Here is a 16502-nt window from a genome sequence, read left to right on the forward strand (position 1 = left end):
AGACTGACCAAAGGGGAAACCTTTTAGGTCAGTCTTCTCTCTTGTATGGTTACGCACTGATTGAATGATTAGAATCAATTTTAGGTTCGGGAACAAAAAACAATATTGTAATTCCAATAATAAACAGTATGACAAGACTGAACACAGCACTCGCTGAGTTCCCGGTAACCTGTGCTGTAACAGCAACCAGCAAAGGTCCCATAATGGAAGCGAACTTACCAAAAATATTATAGAATCCGAAAAACTCATTTGCGTTTTTCTTCGGTACCAATTTAGCAAAGTAAGCACGGCTTAATGCTTGAATGCCTCCCTGTGAAGTGGCAACAAGCATGGCTAAGATCCAAAAGTCGAGTGTTGTTTTTAAAAAGTAAGCATAGATACAGACAATGATATAAACGCAAATACCTACGTACAGCATCGTTTTCCCTGTAAATCTCTCTGCTAATCTACCATATAGGATGGCAAAAGGTGCTGCTACAACCTGAGTGGCAAACAGAATAATTAACAGGTTTGTAGAATTGATGCCTAAATCTGAACCATACGCAGTGGACATTGTAATAATTGTTCCAACACCATCAATATAAAAGAAATAAGCGAGCAAGAATAAAAACAATGCACGATATTTTCGGATTTCTTTTAACGTATTTCCTAAACGTTTAAAGCTGTTAAGAATCGGCTTTGGCTCTCTCTCAATACCGTAGCGCTGATACACATTCTTCAACATTGGAATTGTAAAAATACCCCACCATACAGCTGTAATGAGAAATGCAATCTTACTTGCAATCGTGGTCGAAAACGGAAGTACTTCTTTTTGAGCTAAAATGATTATCGCAATGCTGATAATAAAGGGAATCGTACTCCCGATATAGCCTAAACCAAAACCTCTGGATGATACTCTGTTCATCCTATCTTCTGTTGTTACATCCGTAATAAATGCATCGTAGAAGACGTTTGATCCGCTAGAACCTATTGCTGTCAGTGTATAAAAAATTAATAATAAGAGCCATTGATCACTTGGTATAAAAGCAAGCGTAGCTGTAGAGATCAATCCAAGAATAAAAAAGAATGTGAAAAAACGTTTCTTCAATCCCTTATAATCTGCTATCGTGCCTAGTATCGGGCTAAGCATTGCCAGAATAAAAGTAGCAATGGCAATCGTATAACCGAGATAGGCTGTTGAATCAGAAGCACTCACTCCGGCTTTCATGGCCGCAGCCTTATAAAATAGTGGAAACACGGCTGTTGTAATGATGATGGAGTATGCGGAATTAGCCCAATCATAGAACATCCAGCTATTCTCTTCCTTCGTAAACCGTTTCATTAGGTTTATCCTCTCTATAACGATTTTTTATCCGTCTATTAAGAAATCTTCGATGACAGATCCGTCTGTGCTGCCTAAATCAAGCCCAAGAAGTCTAGCGAATGTAGGTCCTTCATCGACAAGGTGCATGGAAGGAACGACAACATTTGTTCGTATACCTTTACCTGCTGCCATGATAACTGTTGTATAATTTTCTTTTTCAGGTGAGTATCCATGTGACGCTAGTGTATAGCGTTTTGCTCTTACATCTCTGTCGGTAATAGAATCGATTAATTCTCCGTCAATTTGTTCCTTGATGTAAAAGCCTCGTCGTGCCTCTACCATAAAAGCACAGTTTTCATCTGCTCCCATAGCTGCTGCTTCTTGCTGGCTGATGACTTTTTCTATACCGCTTGTTTGATCTACTACTAGATTCTTCAAAAGCTTCTCTACTACCTCCTTTGTATGATGGTCTGATGGATCATTTAAGTAAATATATGCCGATCCATCACAACTCTTGCAATAGGCTTTCCAGCTTTTCAATTTTCCACTTTTATCAACATCTATCAAACCGTTTTGTTTAAACAAAACGTTGAGTTTAATCGCCTTCGATTCATCCAGAGCACTATGATCTCCTAGAACCACGACAGTAGTATTTTCATATATACCACTTTCTTTGAGCGCTTGAATAATATGTCCTAAGCGAACATCATGTCTCTTGACAGCTGCCTTCGCCTCTTTTGATGAAAAGCCATGGTAGTGACGCTGTGAATCCAGATCAACAAAATGAACGAGAAGCAATCCTGGTGTTTTCGTTTTAATCGTATGTACTGTTGATTCTAAAACAAAATCATCCAGTTCAGGCTGATCAAGTCCGTTCCGCAGATGACCAAAACGTCTGTTCATATCTAATTGATAGCGGACACTTCCATTTGATAGAGAGACAGGAACCTGATGATGCCAAGAACGGTTGGCGAATATTTCAGGCATGTTATAATCGATGTTTGCTCTCGCTGTAACTGGCCATAATAATGCGGCGGTCTTCATTCCAGCCTTTTTCGCTTCATCATATAAAGTGGTTCCCTTTACATGTTTGCGATGCCAATACCAATCTGGAGATAATCTGCCAGGCTGAAGAAGCGTATTATTCACGATCCCATGACGTTTCGGATAATTTCCGGTCACAATCGTTGCGTGGCATGGATAAGTAACAGAAGGATATATCGTTTGAACTTGATTGCAGTAGGATCCTCTTTGTAAAAGGTCTTTAAAATTCGGAAGTTCCTGCAGCATAGGGAAATCCAGTGTAGATAAGCAATCAAAAGAGATTACGATTAAATGATCAGTAAGACGCGACATAATAACCTCCAGCATACAAATTAATCTATTCTTATGGTAAATAATAGCATAATAGAAACGAACGGGATGCAAGACTAACAGAAATCTTATAAAATCTTAATCATCACTTTCCAAATTTTTGAAGGTGTGTTATGAATAAAACTATCTAAAGATAAGATGGTGATTCGATGGTTAAATGGTGGCTTGGTGTTGTGTTCATGTTTTTTATAGCAGTGGGTGTAATCAGTTATTTATTTGTAATGGACTATGCGTCTGAAAAAGCAATGAGTGAGATTTCTAGAGAATTATCTTCTAATGAAGAAGAAATAAACAAGCTTCTCGAAGACCCTGAAATCAGAAAATACATTGAAACAGGGGAAACGAACTCGAAAGACCTACCATTTACCACGAGAAAAGAAGCAGTAAAGCTGATTTCTGAGAAGTATACGGTAACTGAATTAGCCAGAACGAGAGAGCAGGTTAGCGGCGGGCTGAGTGAAGAAGAGAAAGTAGCAGTTTATGAAAAGCTATTAGAAAAATTTACAGAAAAAGAATTGCTTGCATTAAAAGTTGTTGCCCTAAAAGAAATAAATAAGAAAAAATAAAAAGTCCTCTGTGTGGAGGACTTTTTTTATTGCTTAAAATGAAAGATAAATTCTTCCGTCGGTTTTAGAAATGTGGTAGCTCTGGAATTCACCAAGTTCAACAACTGTTTCCTTGCCTGTATCTATTACAGATTTAATCTGCTCTTTAATGGAGGGATGCATGTCGTAAAGGATGGATGCATGCTCAACAGGAACAGATCTTGAACCTGTACTGAACATGATAAGAGGTTCCCCAGTTTTGTTGGAATACATCGCAAATGAGTCACTATATTCAATCGCATATAACGCGGCATTATGCTTTTTTGCTATTTCAACTAAATCAGTTAAATTTTCTCCTGCAGAATCCGTAATATTTACAAACGTATAACCATCTACCACTCTTGTTTCAGGGTTAACTCTAGTTTCTTTTTCAATAGTTGTTGTTTCCTTATCGCTTTTTACAGGCTTATTATCTTCAATTTGGCCTTGTTCATCTTTTGACTGTGAATTCTTGAGTGGTGATTGGTTATTAACATCGGCAGCTTGTGGAGTTTTTTCTACCCCCAGCTTTTTTTGTTCCCTTTGACTTTGAACAGTCTCATCTAAGATTGTTTCCGCCGAATGATCAGGTGTATGTATTTTATTTATATCACTTCTGTATAAATCTGAAGTTGCCTTAGCTTTGCTATCAAAGTTATTAAAAGTAAACACGCCAACTGTAAGCAGTGCTGAAACTGTGAAAATTACCGTACGATTTCTTTTCTTCAATTTAAATCCCCCTTAAAAGCTAGTTCACTTATTAGACGAAAGTAAACCTCATTTGGTTTCAATTATTACAAAAATATTTCAAAAATGTTACATAAAGTGAATGTATATATAAAATTAAAGGGATATTCTGCATAAAGAAGAAATCTAAAAATTATGACATTTTATGATTAAATTTGTAAGGGGGATTAGGCAGCGCTATAAAATGTAAGCGTTAACAAAGTCGGCTGTATGTATATTCAAGTTTCGAAATTGAAGTTCTAGGAGGAGATTAGTTTGCTTGGAATGGAAGACGGAGTAATAACGTTTGTTTGGATTGCAACGGTGGTTTCTGCTGTAGGGTGTGCTGTTTTTGGAGCAGTGATGTGGAATAAAGGGGGCGAAGATTCAAAATGAATTTTGCGATCTTAATTCCAGTCCTTATCGTTTATATGGGTATCATGTCTTGGCTGGCATACTATGGTTACAAAAAAACAGTAACAGAATCCGACTATTTAGTTGGCGGGCGAAATATTCATCCTTCCATTATGGCGCTTTCTTATGGGGCAACATTTATCAGTACTTCCGCGATCGTTGGATTTGGGGGAGTTTCTGCCGCGCACGGGTTCAGCTTACTATGGCTTGCCTTTTTAAATATCGTCCTAGGAATTTTTGTAGCATTTGCAATATTTGGAACGAGGATTAGAAAGCTTTCTTTACACTTAGATGCAACGACTTTCCCTACACTTTTAGGTAAAAGATACGACTCAAAATTCATTACCGTTTTTTCAGGTATCATGATTTTTGTTTTAATGCCAGCCTATACGAGTATTGTCCTGATCGGTGGAGGAAGGTTCCTGCAAGAATCAATGTCCATGAACTTTAATCTGGCACTGATTATTCTTGCAGCCATCATCGCGATTTATGTAATTACTGGAGGCATCAAAGCGGTTATGTATACGGATGCTTTTGGTGCTGTCATTATGCTTATTGGAATGGCCATTTTCTTGTTTGTTACATACAAAGCGGTCGGCGGAATTGTAGATGGACATAGCGGGTTAAGTGCAATGAAAGAGCTTGTACCACAGGCACTTGTTGACCAGGGCCACCGAGGCTGGACAAGTATGCCTGAGTTTGGCTCACCGCTTTGGTGGACAATTGTCAGCACAATCATAATGGGAGTTGGTGTCGGAGTATTGGCTCAGCCGCAGCTGGCAATGAGATGTATGACAGTAAAGGACGACCGAGCGCTATATCGTTCTGTTCTTGTAGGGGGTATTTTTATCTTCTTCATGACGGGTGCGGCATTCGTTATTGGTCCTTTAAGTAACTTGTATTTTTATAATAATACAGGTGAAATATCTTTGAGTGTTGCAAAAGGAAATGTAGACTTAATTATTCCGATTTTTATTAATCAGCTTATGCCCGAGTGGTTTATCTATCTCTTTACGTTAACTCTTCTTTCTGCAACGATCTCAACAATTAGTTCATTAATACATGTACAAGCTACAGCTTTTGGACAGGATATTTTGAAGACACTAGGCGTTAACACTTTATTCGGCTCAAGATTGAGTCCTTCAAGAATTGGAGTTTTAATTGGGGTAGTTGCAGCTGTAATTCTTGCTTACCTTCTTCCTGCCGGCATTATTGCTCAAGCGACAGCTTTTTGGTTCGGGATTTGTGCTGCTGGATTCTTACCGGCTCTGATCGGAGCTCTGTATTGGAAAAGAGCTACAAAAGCAGCCGCAACAGCTAGCATGATCACTGGTTTTACCGTAAGTATTATTGGATTTTTATTCTTCCATCTAAAAGAAGCAGCGGCCGTTGGTCTATCACAGGCTATCTTTGGTAAGGCTACACTGTTGCCATTTCCATGGACACATGTGGATCCATTATTTTATGCTCTGCCTCTTTCCACAGTTGTATTCATTGTTGTAACACTAATGGACAAAAGCACAAACCTAAATAAACAAAGAGACAATACAGAAATAATTCCTGCTGTTTCTGAATAAAAGAATCGTAATAAACAGATTTAAATAGCTTAAGTATGAACCTTCTTGTTTTGTTGCAAACTAGGAACAGAATAAGGAGGTCTTTCATTGGAACAAGCTAAAGGAATTTTAATTAAATTTATTGTCTCTTTGATCGCGTTTTGGATTGCATTGGATTTATTTTTTGATGCATCGATCAGTGATATTATTTCATTCGCTGTAACGGCTACAGCCGTATCTTATATTCTTGCTGATCGAATCCTCCTACCGCGACTTGGTAAAAAGAACACGCTAATGGCGGAATTTATTTTAATCTATATGATCGTATGGATTTTTGGTTCGATCCTTTTAAACGGGTACCTTCAAATTGCGTGGGGAAGTATTATTTCTGCGGGTATTATTACAGCAGGAGAAGTTTTCGTTCATCAATACTTGTTGAAACATATGCCATCAAGAAAAAAGGTGACGCGTCCTCATAGAAGATTTAGACAGCCAAGCCTAAGGTATGCGACTGAGTTTGCAGAAGAGCAAGATCCGAGAGACAAAAAGAAAAAATAAACCCCTTGATTCCTCAAGGGGTTTTTCGTTATGTATGGTGGAGACTAGCGGGATCGAACCGCTGACCTTTTGGCTGCCAGCCAAACGCTCTCCCAGCTGAGCTAAGCCCCCATAATTGTCCTGACAAATGAATTATATAATTATAAAAATTAAGCCGCAAGCTTTTTTGGCTAATTTTGCATAAATCTAATCTCTTATCTAACAATAATTAAAAGATTTGATCGAAAAGCTTTGTCTAAAAAGATAAAGCTTTTTTTAATGAGGCTTTCTTACCTGTAAAAACAGTAATTAAAATTGGTATAGACAACTAGTCCTAGTAGCATAAAGGACTTAAGTTCTGTTTTAACATCATGTGACAGGAACCTCCTTTTTTCTACCGAAAAGTGTCAAAGAAAGAAAGCGCTACCAAAAAAGAGGAGGCTAGAAAATTGAACGTATTTAAAATGATTCGATTTTTAATTTTAGCTGCTGTATTGATCGTTCCGTTGTTCAGTGGAATGGGGAAGGGTGAGTCTGTTTCTGCGGAACAAGGTAATGACGGGCATTTAATCATTGCACAGAACATTCCACAGCTAGATGATGAGATCGAAGGGGAAACCTTTGACCTTTCAGCGCTATTAGCTTATGAGCATGGTAAATATGTTGAAGTGAAAGACAACCTCAAATGGGGATCCTTGAATAAAAATGTAGCTTCTGTTTCAAATGAAGGTGTCGTTACATTAAGTGGTCAAAGCGGTAAAACATTTATCTTTGTTACAGATGGTAAATTATACGACAGAATCGGTGTACATGTTAAACATGGTGAAGCCAAATTTGAAAAACAAAAAGGGCATAAGTATGACGTTATTTCTAAAGCTGTACATTCCATGTCAGTGAAAGAAAAAGTGGGTCAGATGTTAATGCCTGATTTCCGTAACTGGAATGGCCAGCCTGTTACAGAAATGAATCAAGAAATCAAAGAGTTAGTTAAGAAATACCATCTTGGCGGAGTTATCCTGTTTCGCGAAAATGTTGTGACAACAGAACAAACGGTAAGACTTGTGGATGAATATAAAAAAGCTAATGAAGACTATGGTTTGCTCCTTTCAATCGACCAAGAAGGAGGAATTGTGACACGTTTGCAGAGTGGTACCGATTTCCCAGGAAATATGGCGCTTGGTGCAACAAGATCAACAGAACTGGCGGAATCTGTCGGACATGCGATCGGGTCAGAGCTTCATTCACTTGGAATCAATATGAATTTAGCACCTGTTTTAGATGTGAATAACAATCCTGATAATCCGGTTATCGGAGTGCGTTCGTTCGGTGAAGATCCACAGCTTGTTGCTGACTTAGGAACTGCTTACACTAAAGGTCTGCAAAATTCAGGTATGGCTGCAACAGCTAAGCATTTTCCAGGTCATGGAGATACTGCAACAGATTCACATTTAGGACTGCCTTCTGTCCCGCATGATAAAGAGCGTCTTTTAGAAGTAGAACTTTATCCTTTTCAGCAGGCAATGAATGAGGGAATAGATGCCATAATGACTGCACATGTAACCTTCCCTAAGATTGATCCGACAACAGTTATTTCAAAAAAGGACGGAACAGAAATTGCGCTCCCTGCAACATTGTCTTATGAAGTCTTAACAAATTTAATGAGAAATGAAATGGGATTTGACGGTGTTATTTCTACTGATGCATTAAATATGAAAGCAATTGCCGATCACTTTGGTCCTGTAGACGCTGTAATTCGAGCGGTTAACGCAGGTACAGATATTATTTTAATGCCTGTAGGGTTAGAAGAAGTGGCTGATGGATTATATGAAGCAGTTGATCAAGGTGAAATTACAGAAGAAAGACTAGATCAGTCTGTAGAACGGCTGCTGACATTAAAAGCGAAGCGCGGAATCTTCAAACAAGTGACAGAGACACCAGTGGAAGAAAAGATCGAACATGCTGAAGAAGTGGTGGGTAACATCACTCATAAAGAAACTGAATTAGAAGTTGCCCGCAAATCGATTACTTTAGTGCAGAACAATGGCTTGTTGCCTGTGGATAAAAATAACTTAGACTCTGTTGTAGTTATTGGAAACACCTATAGTGATAGTCTGCAAAAGGCTTTAGCTGAGCATCACTCGTCAGTAGAACTGATTAAATCAACACAGCCTCTAAGTGAAGCGCAATTAACGAAAGTAAGAAATGCAAATTTAGTCGTTCTTGGAACATACACATTCAATGTATCTGGCCGCTCACCATCGTCTCCTCAAATGCAGATGGTAAATCAAGTTATTCAGGCTGCGCCTGATAAAACGGTTGCTGTAGGGATTAGAAATCCATATGACATTATGGCTTTTCCTGAAGTTACTGCTTATCTCACACAGTACGGATTTAGAGATGCTAGCTTCAAAGCTTCAGCAGAAACGATTTTTGGTTTGAATAATCCGTCAGGAAAACTTCCCGTAACAATTTATAGGGATGCTGATTCGGTACTTTATCCATTTGGACACGGTTTAAGCTATTAATAGAGGGGGAAAGAAGAGATGAAAAAATGGGGATTGTTTTTCGCAGTGCTTCTTATGTTTTCATGTATTCTACCTGGTACACAAATTTTAAATGCAACAAAAGGTGAACACCTTAAACATAGACAAAACTTTAAGACTGGTCTAGAGATGTTGATGAGTGATCAAATATCCCTTTTAGAAGGTAAAAATGTAGGCTTGATCACTAATCCAACAGGTGTTGATCGTGAATTGAACAGTGTCGTTGATGTGCTGTACAATCATCCGGACATCGAGTTAAAGGCGTTATACGGTCCGGAACATGGAGTAAGAGGAAGTGCTCAGGCGGGTCAATATGTAGAATTCTATACAGATCCTAAAACAGGACTTCCTGTATACAGCTTATATGGGAAAACAAAAAAGCCAACTCCTGAGATGCTTGAAGGTATCGATGTATTAGTTTTTGATATCCAAGATGTGGGTACTCGGTTCTACACATATATCTATACGATGTCTTATGCGATGGAAGCTGCTAAGGAAAACAACATTCCATTTGTTGTGTTAGACAGACCTAATCCGCTTGGCGGAGAACAAGTTGAAGGTCCGGTATTGGATCCATCTTATTCATCGTTTGTAGGTCTTTATCCAATTCCATTAAGACATGGGATGACGGTTGGTGAACTTTCGAAACTATTTAACGAAAAATTCAATATTGATGCTGATTTGGAAGTTGTTGAAATGAAAGGCTGGAAGAGATCTTGGACATATGAGGACAGCGGACTCGAATGGGTGCTTCCTTCACCAAATATGCCAACAAAGGATACAGCGATTACTTATCCAGGTGCTGCTTTAATTGAAGGAACGAATGTTTCAGAAGGACGAGGAACAACGAAACCGTTTGAATTGATCGGAGCTCCTTTTATAAATGGAGATGATCTTGCTGAATCATTAAATGAACAAGCACTTCCTGGAGTGAAGTTCCGTTCAGCATCTTTCATTCCGTCATTCTCTAAGCATTCAGGCAAACTATCTCATGGCGTAGAAATACATGTAACAGATGAAAAGTTATTCCAGCCAGTGCTTTCGGGAATTACATTAGTAAAAACGATACATGACATGTACCCTCAAGATTTTGCTTTCCGTGCTGAAGACAGCGCTGGTAAATCTTTCTTTGATTTATTGATTGGAAACGGATGGGTAAGAGATGCCATTGAATCCGGAAGTTCTGTAGAGGAGATCGTAAACCGTTATCAAGATGAATTAAATGATTTTAAAGAAATCAGACAGAACTATCTGCTTTATTAAGAAATGGAGCTAAGGCTGAATACTTGGCCTTAGCTTTTTTTATTTGAATTTTCTGACTGGTATAGACAACTAGTCATAACAATGATACGCTTGGCATAAAGTGATAAAGGGGAGTGGACATGAAGCCAAAGGTATTGTTGCATGGAGACTATATAGATGAGAACGGAACAATCGTTCATCAAGGCTATCTTCTGATAGAGAATGGCAAGCTTGAATACGTCGGCGGAGTGAATCCATTAAAAGAGGATGAAAAAGCTGAGATTTCTGAGATGCCTTCAGGATCGATCATGATTCCAGGTATGATCGACATTCATATTCATGGAGCGTCAGGTGCAGATATGATGGATGGAACAGAGGAAGCTTTATCGATCATGGCAAAAGCCTTACCTGCTGAAGGAACGACTTCATTCTTGGCGACAACGATGACGGAAAACCCTATTCATATTGAAGAAGCATTAACACAAACTGCTTTTTTTATTGAAAAACAACAACCAGGATCTGCAGAAATTGTTGGGATTCACCTGGAAGGACCTTTTATTTCTCCAAAGCGTGCGGGTGCGCAGCCAAAAGAGTTTATTGAACCGCCTAATATAGAACAGTTTAAACAGTGGAATGAAAGAGCGAAAAATCATATTCGATTAGTGACACTTGCTCCAGAGATGGATGGAGGACTGGAGCTAGCTTCTTATCTATCTACTAATGGCATAATAGCTTCTATTGGCCATAGCGACAGTACGTTTGAAGAAGTAAAAGAAGGCATACAATATGGCATTTCTCATGTCACCCATCTCTTTAATGGAATGAGAGGTATGCATCACCGAGACCCTGGAGTTGCCGGTGCTGCACTCATTCAGAGTGAATTAAACGTGGAGATGATTGTCGACGGTGTGCATGCCAGCCCAGAAATGACTAAACTAGCTTATCATTCAACGGAATCAGATCGCACAATACTTATAACTGATTCGATGCGTGCCAAAGGATTAGGCGAAGGTACTTATACGTTAGGCGGTCAGCAAGTAACTGTTAAAAACGGAAGAGCTAATTTAGAAGATGGAACACTTGCAGGGAGTATTTTGAGCATGAATGACGCAGTAAAGAACATGATGAAATTTACTAATTGTTCTATTGCAGATATCGTGAAAATGACAAGCGTAAACGCTGCGAAAGAATTAAAAATCTATGATAAAAAGGGAAGCCTGTCCAAAGGTAAAGATGCTGATATAACGGTATTAACAGAGGATTATGATGTGTTCATGACTTTTTGCATAGGAGAACTTGCGTACCGGAGAAAGGAGGAGAAAGTTTGAAACTAATATCTGTTTCAGATGAAGAAGAACTCAGCAGGATGGCGGCAGAGATTTTATTTACAAAAGTAAAATCTGCTAAAAAGCTGGTTCTTGGCCTCGCTACCGGTAAAACACCACAAGGCATGTACCGTTACCTTTCGAAATATAGTAAAGAATGTAAGCAGACTTTTCACCAGATTCACACTGTTAATCTCGACGAATATGTGGGATCTACAACATACCACGCTTACATGGAGGAGCACTTATTTCGACATATTGATATTCCAAGAAGTCAGACTCATATTCCGAATGGAGAGGCAGATCGTTTAATAGAAGAGTGCAGCAGATATGAACAACTCATAAAAGAACTAGGCGGTATTGACCTGCAAGTATTAGGAATTGGAGAAAACGGTCATATCGGTTTTAATGAACCGGGTACCAGTTTTGATGCAAGGACACATGTTGTAGAGCTCACAGATTCCACGCTTAAAGCAAATGCTAAATACTTTGTTGACAGTGAGCAGCCTAAACAAGCGATTACCATGGGGATTGGAACGATATTGGAAAGCAGGGAAATACTCCTGCTCGCAATAGGTGAGAGAAAAGCGAATGCTGTAAAAGAGCTTTTTAAAGGATCATTAAATGAAGATATACCTGCAACCGCATTAATAAATCATCCACATGTTACAGTGCTTGCGGATAAAGGTGCTAGAAAGCTTTTAGATAAGGAGAGTTGACCCATTTTTATGATTGATAAAACATCACCCCTGCCACTTTATTTTCAGATAGAAGAGGCGATCAAGCAGAAGATCGATAAAGGAGAATGGGAGTCTGGCAGCATGATCTCCTCTGAAAGAGAATTTGCAGAGAATTACGAAGTAAGCCGAATGACCGTTCGCCAAGCTATCAACAATCTGGTCAATGACGGATATTTAACAAGGCGAAAAGGCAAAGGTACTTTCGTTTCCGGTAAAAAGATTGAGCAAAAGTTATTGGGACTTACAAGTTTTACAGAAGATATGAAAACAAGAGGTTATAAACCTGCTTCAAAGCTTGTATCCTTCCAAACGGTTGAAGCGAATAACAAGCTAGCCAAGGCATTGGATATCTCACAAAACGAAGAAGTTTATGAGATTAAACGTGTTCGTCTTGCGAACGAGATTCCGATGGCGATTGAAACGACTTATGTCCCTGTACAGCTTATTCAATTAAGTGAGATTCATATTAAAGAAGGCTCCTTGTATTCACAGGTCGAGAATGCAGGCTTCCATATAGATTATGCAAATCAAAGTTTAGAAGCTTCCATTGCCCGCGAGGCAGAAAGTGAGATTCTGGAGATTGCCAAGGGCGCACCTGTGCTGCTGATTCAAAGGCAGACTTATTTAACTACAGGAAAACCGCTTGAAGTGGTTCATTCCGTATACCGGGGTGACCGCTACAAATTTATGATCGATATGAAGCGCTAAACGAAGCGTTTTATATAAAAAAATGAAAGCGTTTACGTGAAGGGGGAAGGAAAATGGGGAAAGAGCAGCAAATGGCTCACAGCATTATTGAAAAGCTGGGTGGCGCATCCAACATCCAGACTTTGATGCATTGTATGACAAGAATCAGGGTGAATTTACATGACCCGTCAAAGGCAGATCTAGCAGGTTTGAAAGATGTGGACGGTGTTTTAGGTGTTGTTGAAGATGATACATTGCAGATCATCGTCGGACCTGGAATCGTTAACCGTGTCACACTTGCTATGAGTGAAGAAACAGGTATGAACATCCATTCGGTGGAGGATGAAACAAACCCTTTGGACCTTGAGCAGATGGCTCGCATGAACAAAGATGCCATTAATAAGAAGAATGCTACACCTTTTAAACAATTTCTAAGAAAGATTGCCAGCATCTTCATTCCGTTAATTCCTGCTATCGTAGCTTCAGGTTTGATTGCCGGAATTACTAATGTAGCGATAAGAATGGGTGCAGATCCAGAATCCGCATTTATACAAATGCTGGGCTTGATCGGCTGGGGTGTTTTTAGTTATTTAGCTGTTTTTGTTGGGATTAACACGGCCAAAGAATTTGGTGGAACACCTGCATTAGGTGGTGCAGCGGGGATTTTGATCATCAACCCTGGCCTTGCTAACATTACCCTTTTTGGCGATCCGCTTGTAGCTGGACGCGGCGGTTTGATCGGAGTGATGCTTGCAGCTGTATTTATTGCCTTTTTAGAAAAACGCATCAGAAAGTTTGTTCATCCATCTATTGATATCATTGTTACACCTACACTTGCGCTATTAATTACTGGTTTTGCTACACTATTCGTTCTTCAGCCTGTAGGAGGCTTCTTGTCAGACCTGATCACTAAAGGTTTACTGAATTTAATTGATATTGGCGGTATTTTCTCTGGACTTATTTTAGCAGGTACATTCTTGCCATTAGTTGTTACAGGACTTCACCAAGGTTTAACTCCAGTTCACATGGAGCTTATCAACACGATCGGAGATGACCCGTTATTGCCGATCCTGGCAATGGGCGGTGCCGGTCAAGTAGGTGCTGCGTTTGCGATCTACTTTAAAACGAAGAATCAAAGACTTCGTAAAGTAATCAAAGGTGGTCTGCCTGTTGGTATGCTAGGTATCGGTGAGCCGTTGATCTTTGGTGTAACACTGCCGCTTGGCCGTCCGTTCTTAACGGCATGTTTAGGGGCTGCAGTGGGCGGAGCATTCCAGGCATTCTATGAGGTTGCTACAATTGCGATCGGTGTATCTGGAATACCTCTAGTGTTCTTAGTGAATCCAAATGAAATGGTGCTTTATCTAGTAGGTTTAGTCATTGCTTACGTCTTCGGATTCTTGTTCACATGGACGTTTGGATTTAAAGAAAGCATGGCAAAAGACATCTAACCAGGAGTGAATGATCCTTGTGTTATGGTATATCCATTTATTTAAGTGAACCGGATTCTCTTAATAAAGACTGGATTCAGAGGGCGGCGAAAAATGGTTTTCAGTACATTTTCACTTCTCTTCATATTCCAGAAGAAGAGGGATTCTCTTTTGTTGAAAAGGTGAAGTGGCTGGGGAAAACAGCACAGGATGTTCATATGGAAGTGATGGCTGATGTTTCGCCGGCTTCACTTGAACGTCTCGGCCTTACGTTTGAGGAACTCCCTCAGTTAAAGGATTGGGGTATTTCTGGAGTCAGGATGGATTATGGGTTTACAGCCAAGCAGATCGCTTGGCTGTCCCATTCTTTAAAAATTGGATTGAATGCCAGTACTGTCGATGAAACTCAGCTTGTAGAATTGCTGAACGAGGGACTCTTGCCGAATCAATCAGAAGCATGGCATAACTTTTATCCGAAACCGTTCACTGGCATTTCTAAACAAGCCCTAAAAGATCGAAACGAACTTTTTCACCGTTTTGGAATAAGAACGATGGGATTTGTCCCGGGTGACGATCGGTTACGAGGTCCTTTACATGAGGGACTTCCTACGATTGAAGACCATAGGAATATCCCGCCTTTAGAGGCAGCTTTAGAACTTCGTGCACTTGACACGGATAAGATTTGCATCGGCGACCCAAATCTCTCAGAAGACACTGCAAAAGGATTTAGCTACTTAGCTGAAGGCACTGTCCCCTTATATGTTTCTGTTAATAAAGGGTATGAGCATTTATTGAACAGCATCCACACGAATAGAATGGATGCGGCGCAATATGTAATCCGATCTGTAGAATCGAGGGGCATGGACACAGTCTATGAGCCAGATTCTCTATCGGATGAAAAGTTCGAAAGAGGTACGATCACAGTAGATAACAAGCTGTATGGAAGATATGCAGGCGAACTTCAAATTTGTTTAGAGACACTTCCAGTCAGTCAAAAAGTGAATACAGCTGGACATGTAAAAAAGGAAAGCCAGTCTCTTTTAAAATGGATTGGAAGCGGACAGAAGTATATTTTCTTAGATTAGCAGATCAATAGTTGTGAACAAACACCGAAGGGAGAACGTGATGGATTTAACAAAATTGGCTACAGAAAAAAGAAACTCAGACACGATAAATATTGACGAACTTTCAACTTTAGGTGTGGTCAAAAAAATACACGAAGCAGATCTAGGCGTAGCCAGCTGTATCACCCCGGTATTATCTGAGATTAGCATGGTTGCTGAAAAAGTAGTTGAAGCTTTTGAAACTGGCGGCAGGCTGGTCTATATAGGCGCAGGTACGAGCGGAAGACTTGGTGTTTTGGACGCATCCGAATGTCCTCCGACATATGGAACGGATCCGAATTTGGTGGTTGGTCTTATCGCTGGAGGAGATTATGCCCTTCAGCATGCTATTGAAGGAGCAGAAGACGATTTTGAGCTTGGTAAGAAAGATTTACAAAAAGTAAACGTAACTAAAAAAGATGTTGTTGTAGCAATTGCAGCATCAGGCAGAACCCCTTATTGTCTTGGTGCGATGGCATATGCAAAGAATCAAGGAGCATTTACAGCTGCAGTGGTATGTTCTCTAAATTCTCCAATGGAGAATGAAGCAGATACGTGCATAACGGTTGTAACAGGACCTGAAGTGGTCACAGGCTCAACGCGTATGAAGGCAGGGACTGCACAAAAACTTGTTCTTAACATGATCAGTACAACAAGTATGATCAAATGGGGAAAAGTGTACAGCAATCTTATGGTTGATGTTCAGCCTACAAACGCAAAGCTGAAACAGCGTGCCAAAAATATCATCATAGAAGCTGCTGGGGTATCGGAAAATGTTGCAGAACAAGCGTTGATAGACCAGGATGGAAACACGAAGGCAGCTATCTTTCAGCTTGTAACTGGTGTTTCACCAATTGAGGCAAAAACACATCTCGAACAGCAAAATGGAAGATTAAAAGAAGCGATCAAAAACTACACTCAAAAGTGAAAGGGGTAGG

15 protein-coding genes and 1 tRNA gene are annotated in these 16502 nt (G+C 39.7%); 12 read left to right on the top strand and 4 right to left on the bottom strand.

What is annotated here, in order from left to right:
- Positions 1–49: 49 nt before the first annotated feature.
- Entirely contained in the window at positions 50–1321 is a 1272-nt protein-coding gene (locus EV282_RS04830; RefSeq protein WP_130294245.1) for an MFS transporter, read from the bottom strand.
- 27 nt (positions 1322–1348) lie between these two features.
- Positions 1349–2659 carry an alkaline phosphatase family protein gene (locus EV282_RS04835; RefSeq protein WP_130294247.1) on the bottom strand — a complete coding sequence of 437 codons (1311 nt, stop codon included), beginning with the start codon at positions 2657–2659 and terminating at the stop codon, positions 1349–1351.
- A gap of 167 nt (positions 2660–2826) precedes the next feature.
- Between EV282_RS04835 and EV282_RS04840 the strand changes: the two genes are divergently transcribed.
- On the top strand, positions 2827–3243 hold the full coding sequence (locus EV282_RS04840; RefSeq protein ID WP_130294249.1) for a hypothetical protein: 417 nt from the start codon (positions 2827–2829) through the stop codon (positions 3241–3243).
- Between the two features lie 33 nt (positions 3244–3276).
- On the opposite strand, the gene EV282_RS04845 is transcribed toward EV282_RS04840, so the two are convergent.
- Positions 3277–3990: a hypothetical protein gene (locus tag EV282_RS04845; protein ID WP_130294251.1), complete on the bottom strand. Its 714-nt coding sequence runs from the start codon at positions 3988–3990 to the stop codon at positions 3277–3279.
- A 273-nt stretch (positions 3991–4263) separates the two neighbouring features.
- Here EV282_RS04845 and EV282_RS20640 point away from each other — a divergent pair, with 273 nt between their 5' ends.
- From EV282_RS20640 to EV282_RS04855, 3 genes are all read left to right on the top strand, one after another.
- Positions 4264–4383, top strand: coding sequence for a symporter small accessory protein (locus EV282_RS20640; RefSeq protein ID WP_347400180.1), 120 nt, complete (start codon positions 4264–4266; stop codon positions 4381–4383).
- Positions 4380–5978, top strand: coding sequence for a sodium:solute symporter family protein (locus EV282_RS04850; protein WP_130294253.1), 1599 nt, complete (start codon positions 4380–4382; stop codon positions 5976–5978). The genes EV282_RS20640 and EV282_RS04850 overlap by 4 nt, the downstream gene beginning before the upstream one ends.
- 87 nt (positions 5979–6065) lie before the next feature.
- Positions 6066–6515, top strand: a complete 450-nt coding sequence (locus tag EV282_RS04855; RefSeq protein WP_130294255.1) for a YndM family protein — start codon at positions 6066–6068, stop codon at positions 6513–6515.
- 35 nt (positions 6516–6550) lie between these two features.
- On the opposite strand, the gene EV282_RS04860 is transcribed toward EV282_RS04855, so the two are convergent.
- A tRNA-Ala gene (locus tag EV282_RS04860) sits at positions 6551–6626 on the bottom strand.
- Between the two features lie 332 nt (positions 6627–6958).
- Between EV282_RS04860 and nagZ the strand changes: the two genes are divergently transcribed.
- The 8 genes from nagZ to murQ all read left to right on the top strand — a co-directional run bounded on the left by nagZ (position 6959) and on the right by murQ (position 16492).
- A complete protein-coding gene (nagZ, locus tag EV282_RS04865) occupies positions 6959–9019 on the top strand; it encodes a beta-N-acetylhexosaminidase (RefSeq protein ID WP_130296905.1) in 2061 nt (686 codons plus the stop codon).
- An 18-nt stretch (positions 9020–9037) separates the two neighbouring features.
- Positions 9038–10300, top strand: coding sequence for an exo-beta-N-acetylmuramidase NamZ family protein (locus EV282_RS04870; RefSeq protein WP_130294257.1), 1263 nt, complete (start codon positions 9038–9040; stop codon positions 10298–10300).
- A gap of 119 nt (positions 10301–10419) precedes the next feature.
- A complete protein-coding gene (gene nagA, locus EV282_RS04875; protein ID WP_130294259.1) occupies positions 10420–11607 on the top strand; it encodes an N-acetylglucosamine-6-phosphate deacetylase in 1188 nt (395 codons plus the stop codon).
- Positions 11604–12323 carry a glucosamine-6-phosphate deaminase gene (nagB, locus tag EV282_RS04880; protein ID WP_130294261.1) on the top strand — a complete coding sequence of 240 codons (720 nt, stop codon included), beginning with the start codon at positions 11604–11606 and terminating at the stop codon, positions 12321–12323. The genes nagA and nagB overlap by 4 nt, the downstream gene beginning before the upstream one ends.
- 9 nt (positions 12324–12332) lie before the next feature.
- Positions 12333–13052 (top strand): GntR family transcriptional regulator, encoded by a 720-nt coding sequence (locus tag EV282_RS04885; protein ID WP_130294263.1) that lies wholly within the window; start codon positions 12333–12335, stop codon positions 13050–13052.
- A gap of 53 nt (positions 13053–13105) precedes the next feature.
- The gene (locus EV282_RS04890) at positions 13106–14482 is read left to right on the top strand and encodes a PTS transporter subunit EIIC (RefSeq protein WP_130294265.1); all 1377 of its coding nucleotides are present in this window, start codon (positions 13106–13108) and stop codon (positions 14480–14482) included.
- Positions 14483–14499: 17 nt separating this feature from the next.
- The gene (locus EV282_RS04895; protein WP_130294266.1) at positions 14500–15546 is read left to right on the top strand and encodes a DUF871 domain-containing protein; all 1047 of its coding nucleotides are present in this window, start codon (positions 14500–14502) and stop codon (positions 15544–15546) included.
- A 40-nt stretch (positions 15547–15586) separates the two neighbouring features.
- Positions 15587–16492 (top strand): N-acetylmuramic acid 6-phosphate etherase, encoded by a 906-nt coding sequence (murQ, locus tag EV282_RS04900; RefSeq protein WP_130294268.1) that lies wholly within the window; start codon positions 15587–15589, stop codon positions 16490–16492.
- Positions 16493–16502: the final 10 nt, after the last annotated feature.

The sequence above is a fragment of the Fictibacillus sp. BK138 genome (assembly GCF_004216955.1).
Lineage (GTDB): Bacteria > Bacillota > Bacilli > Bacillales > Fictibacillaceae > Fictibacillus.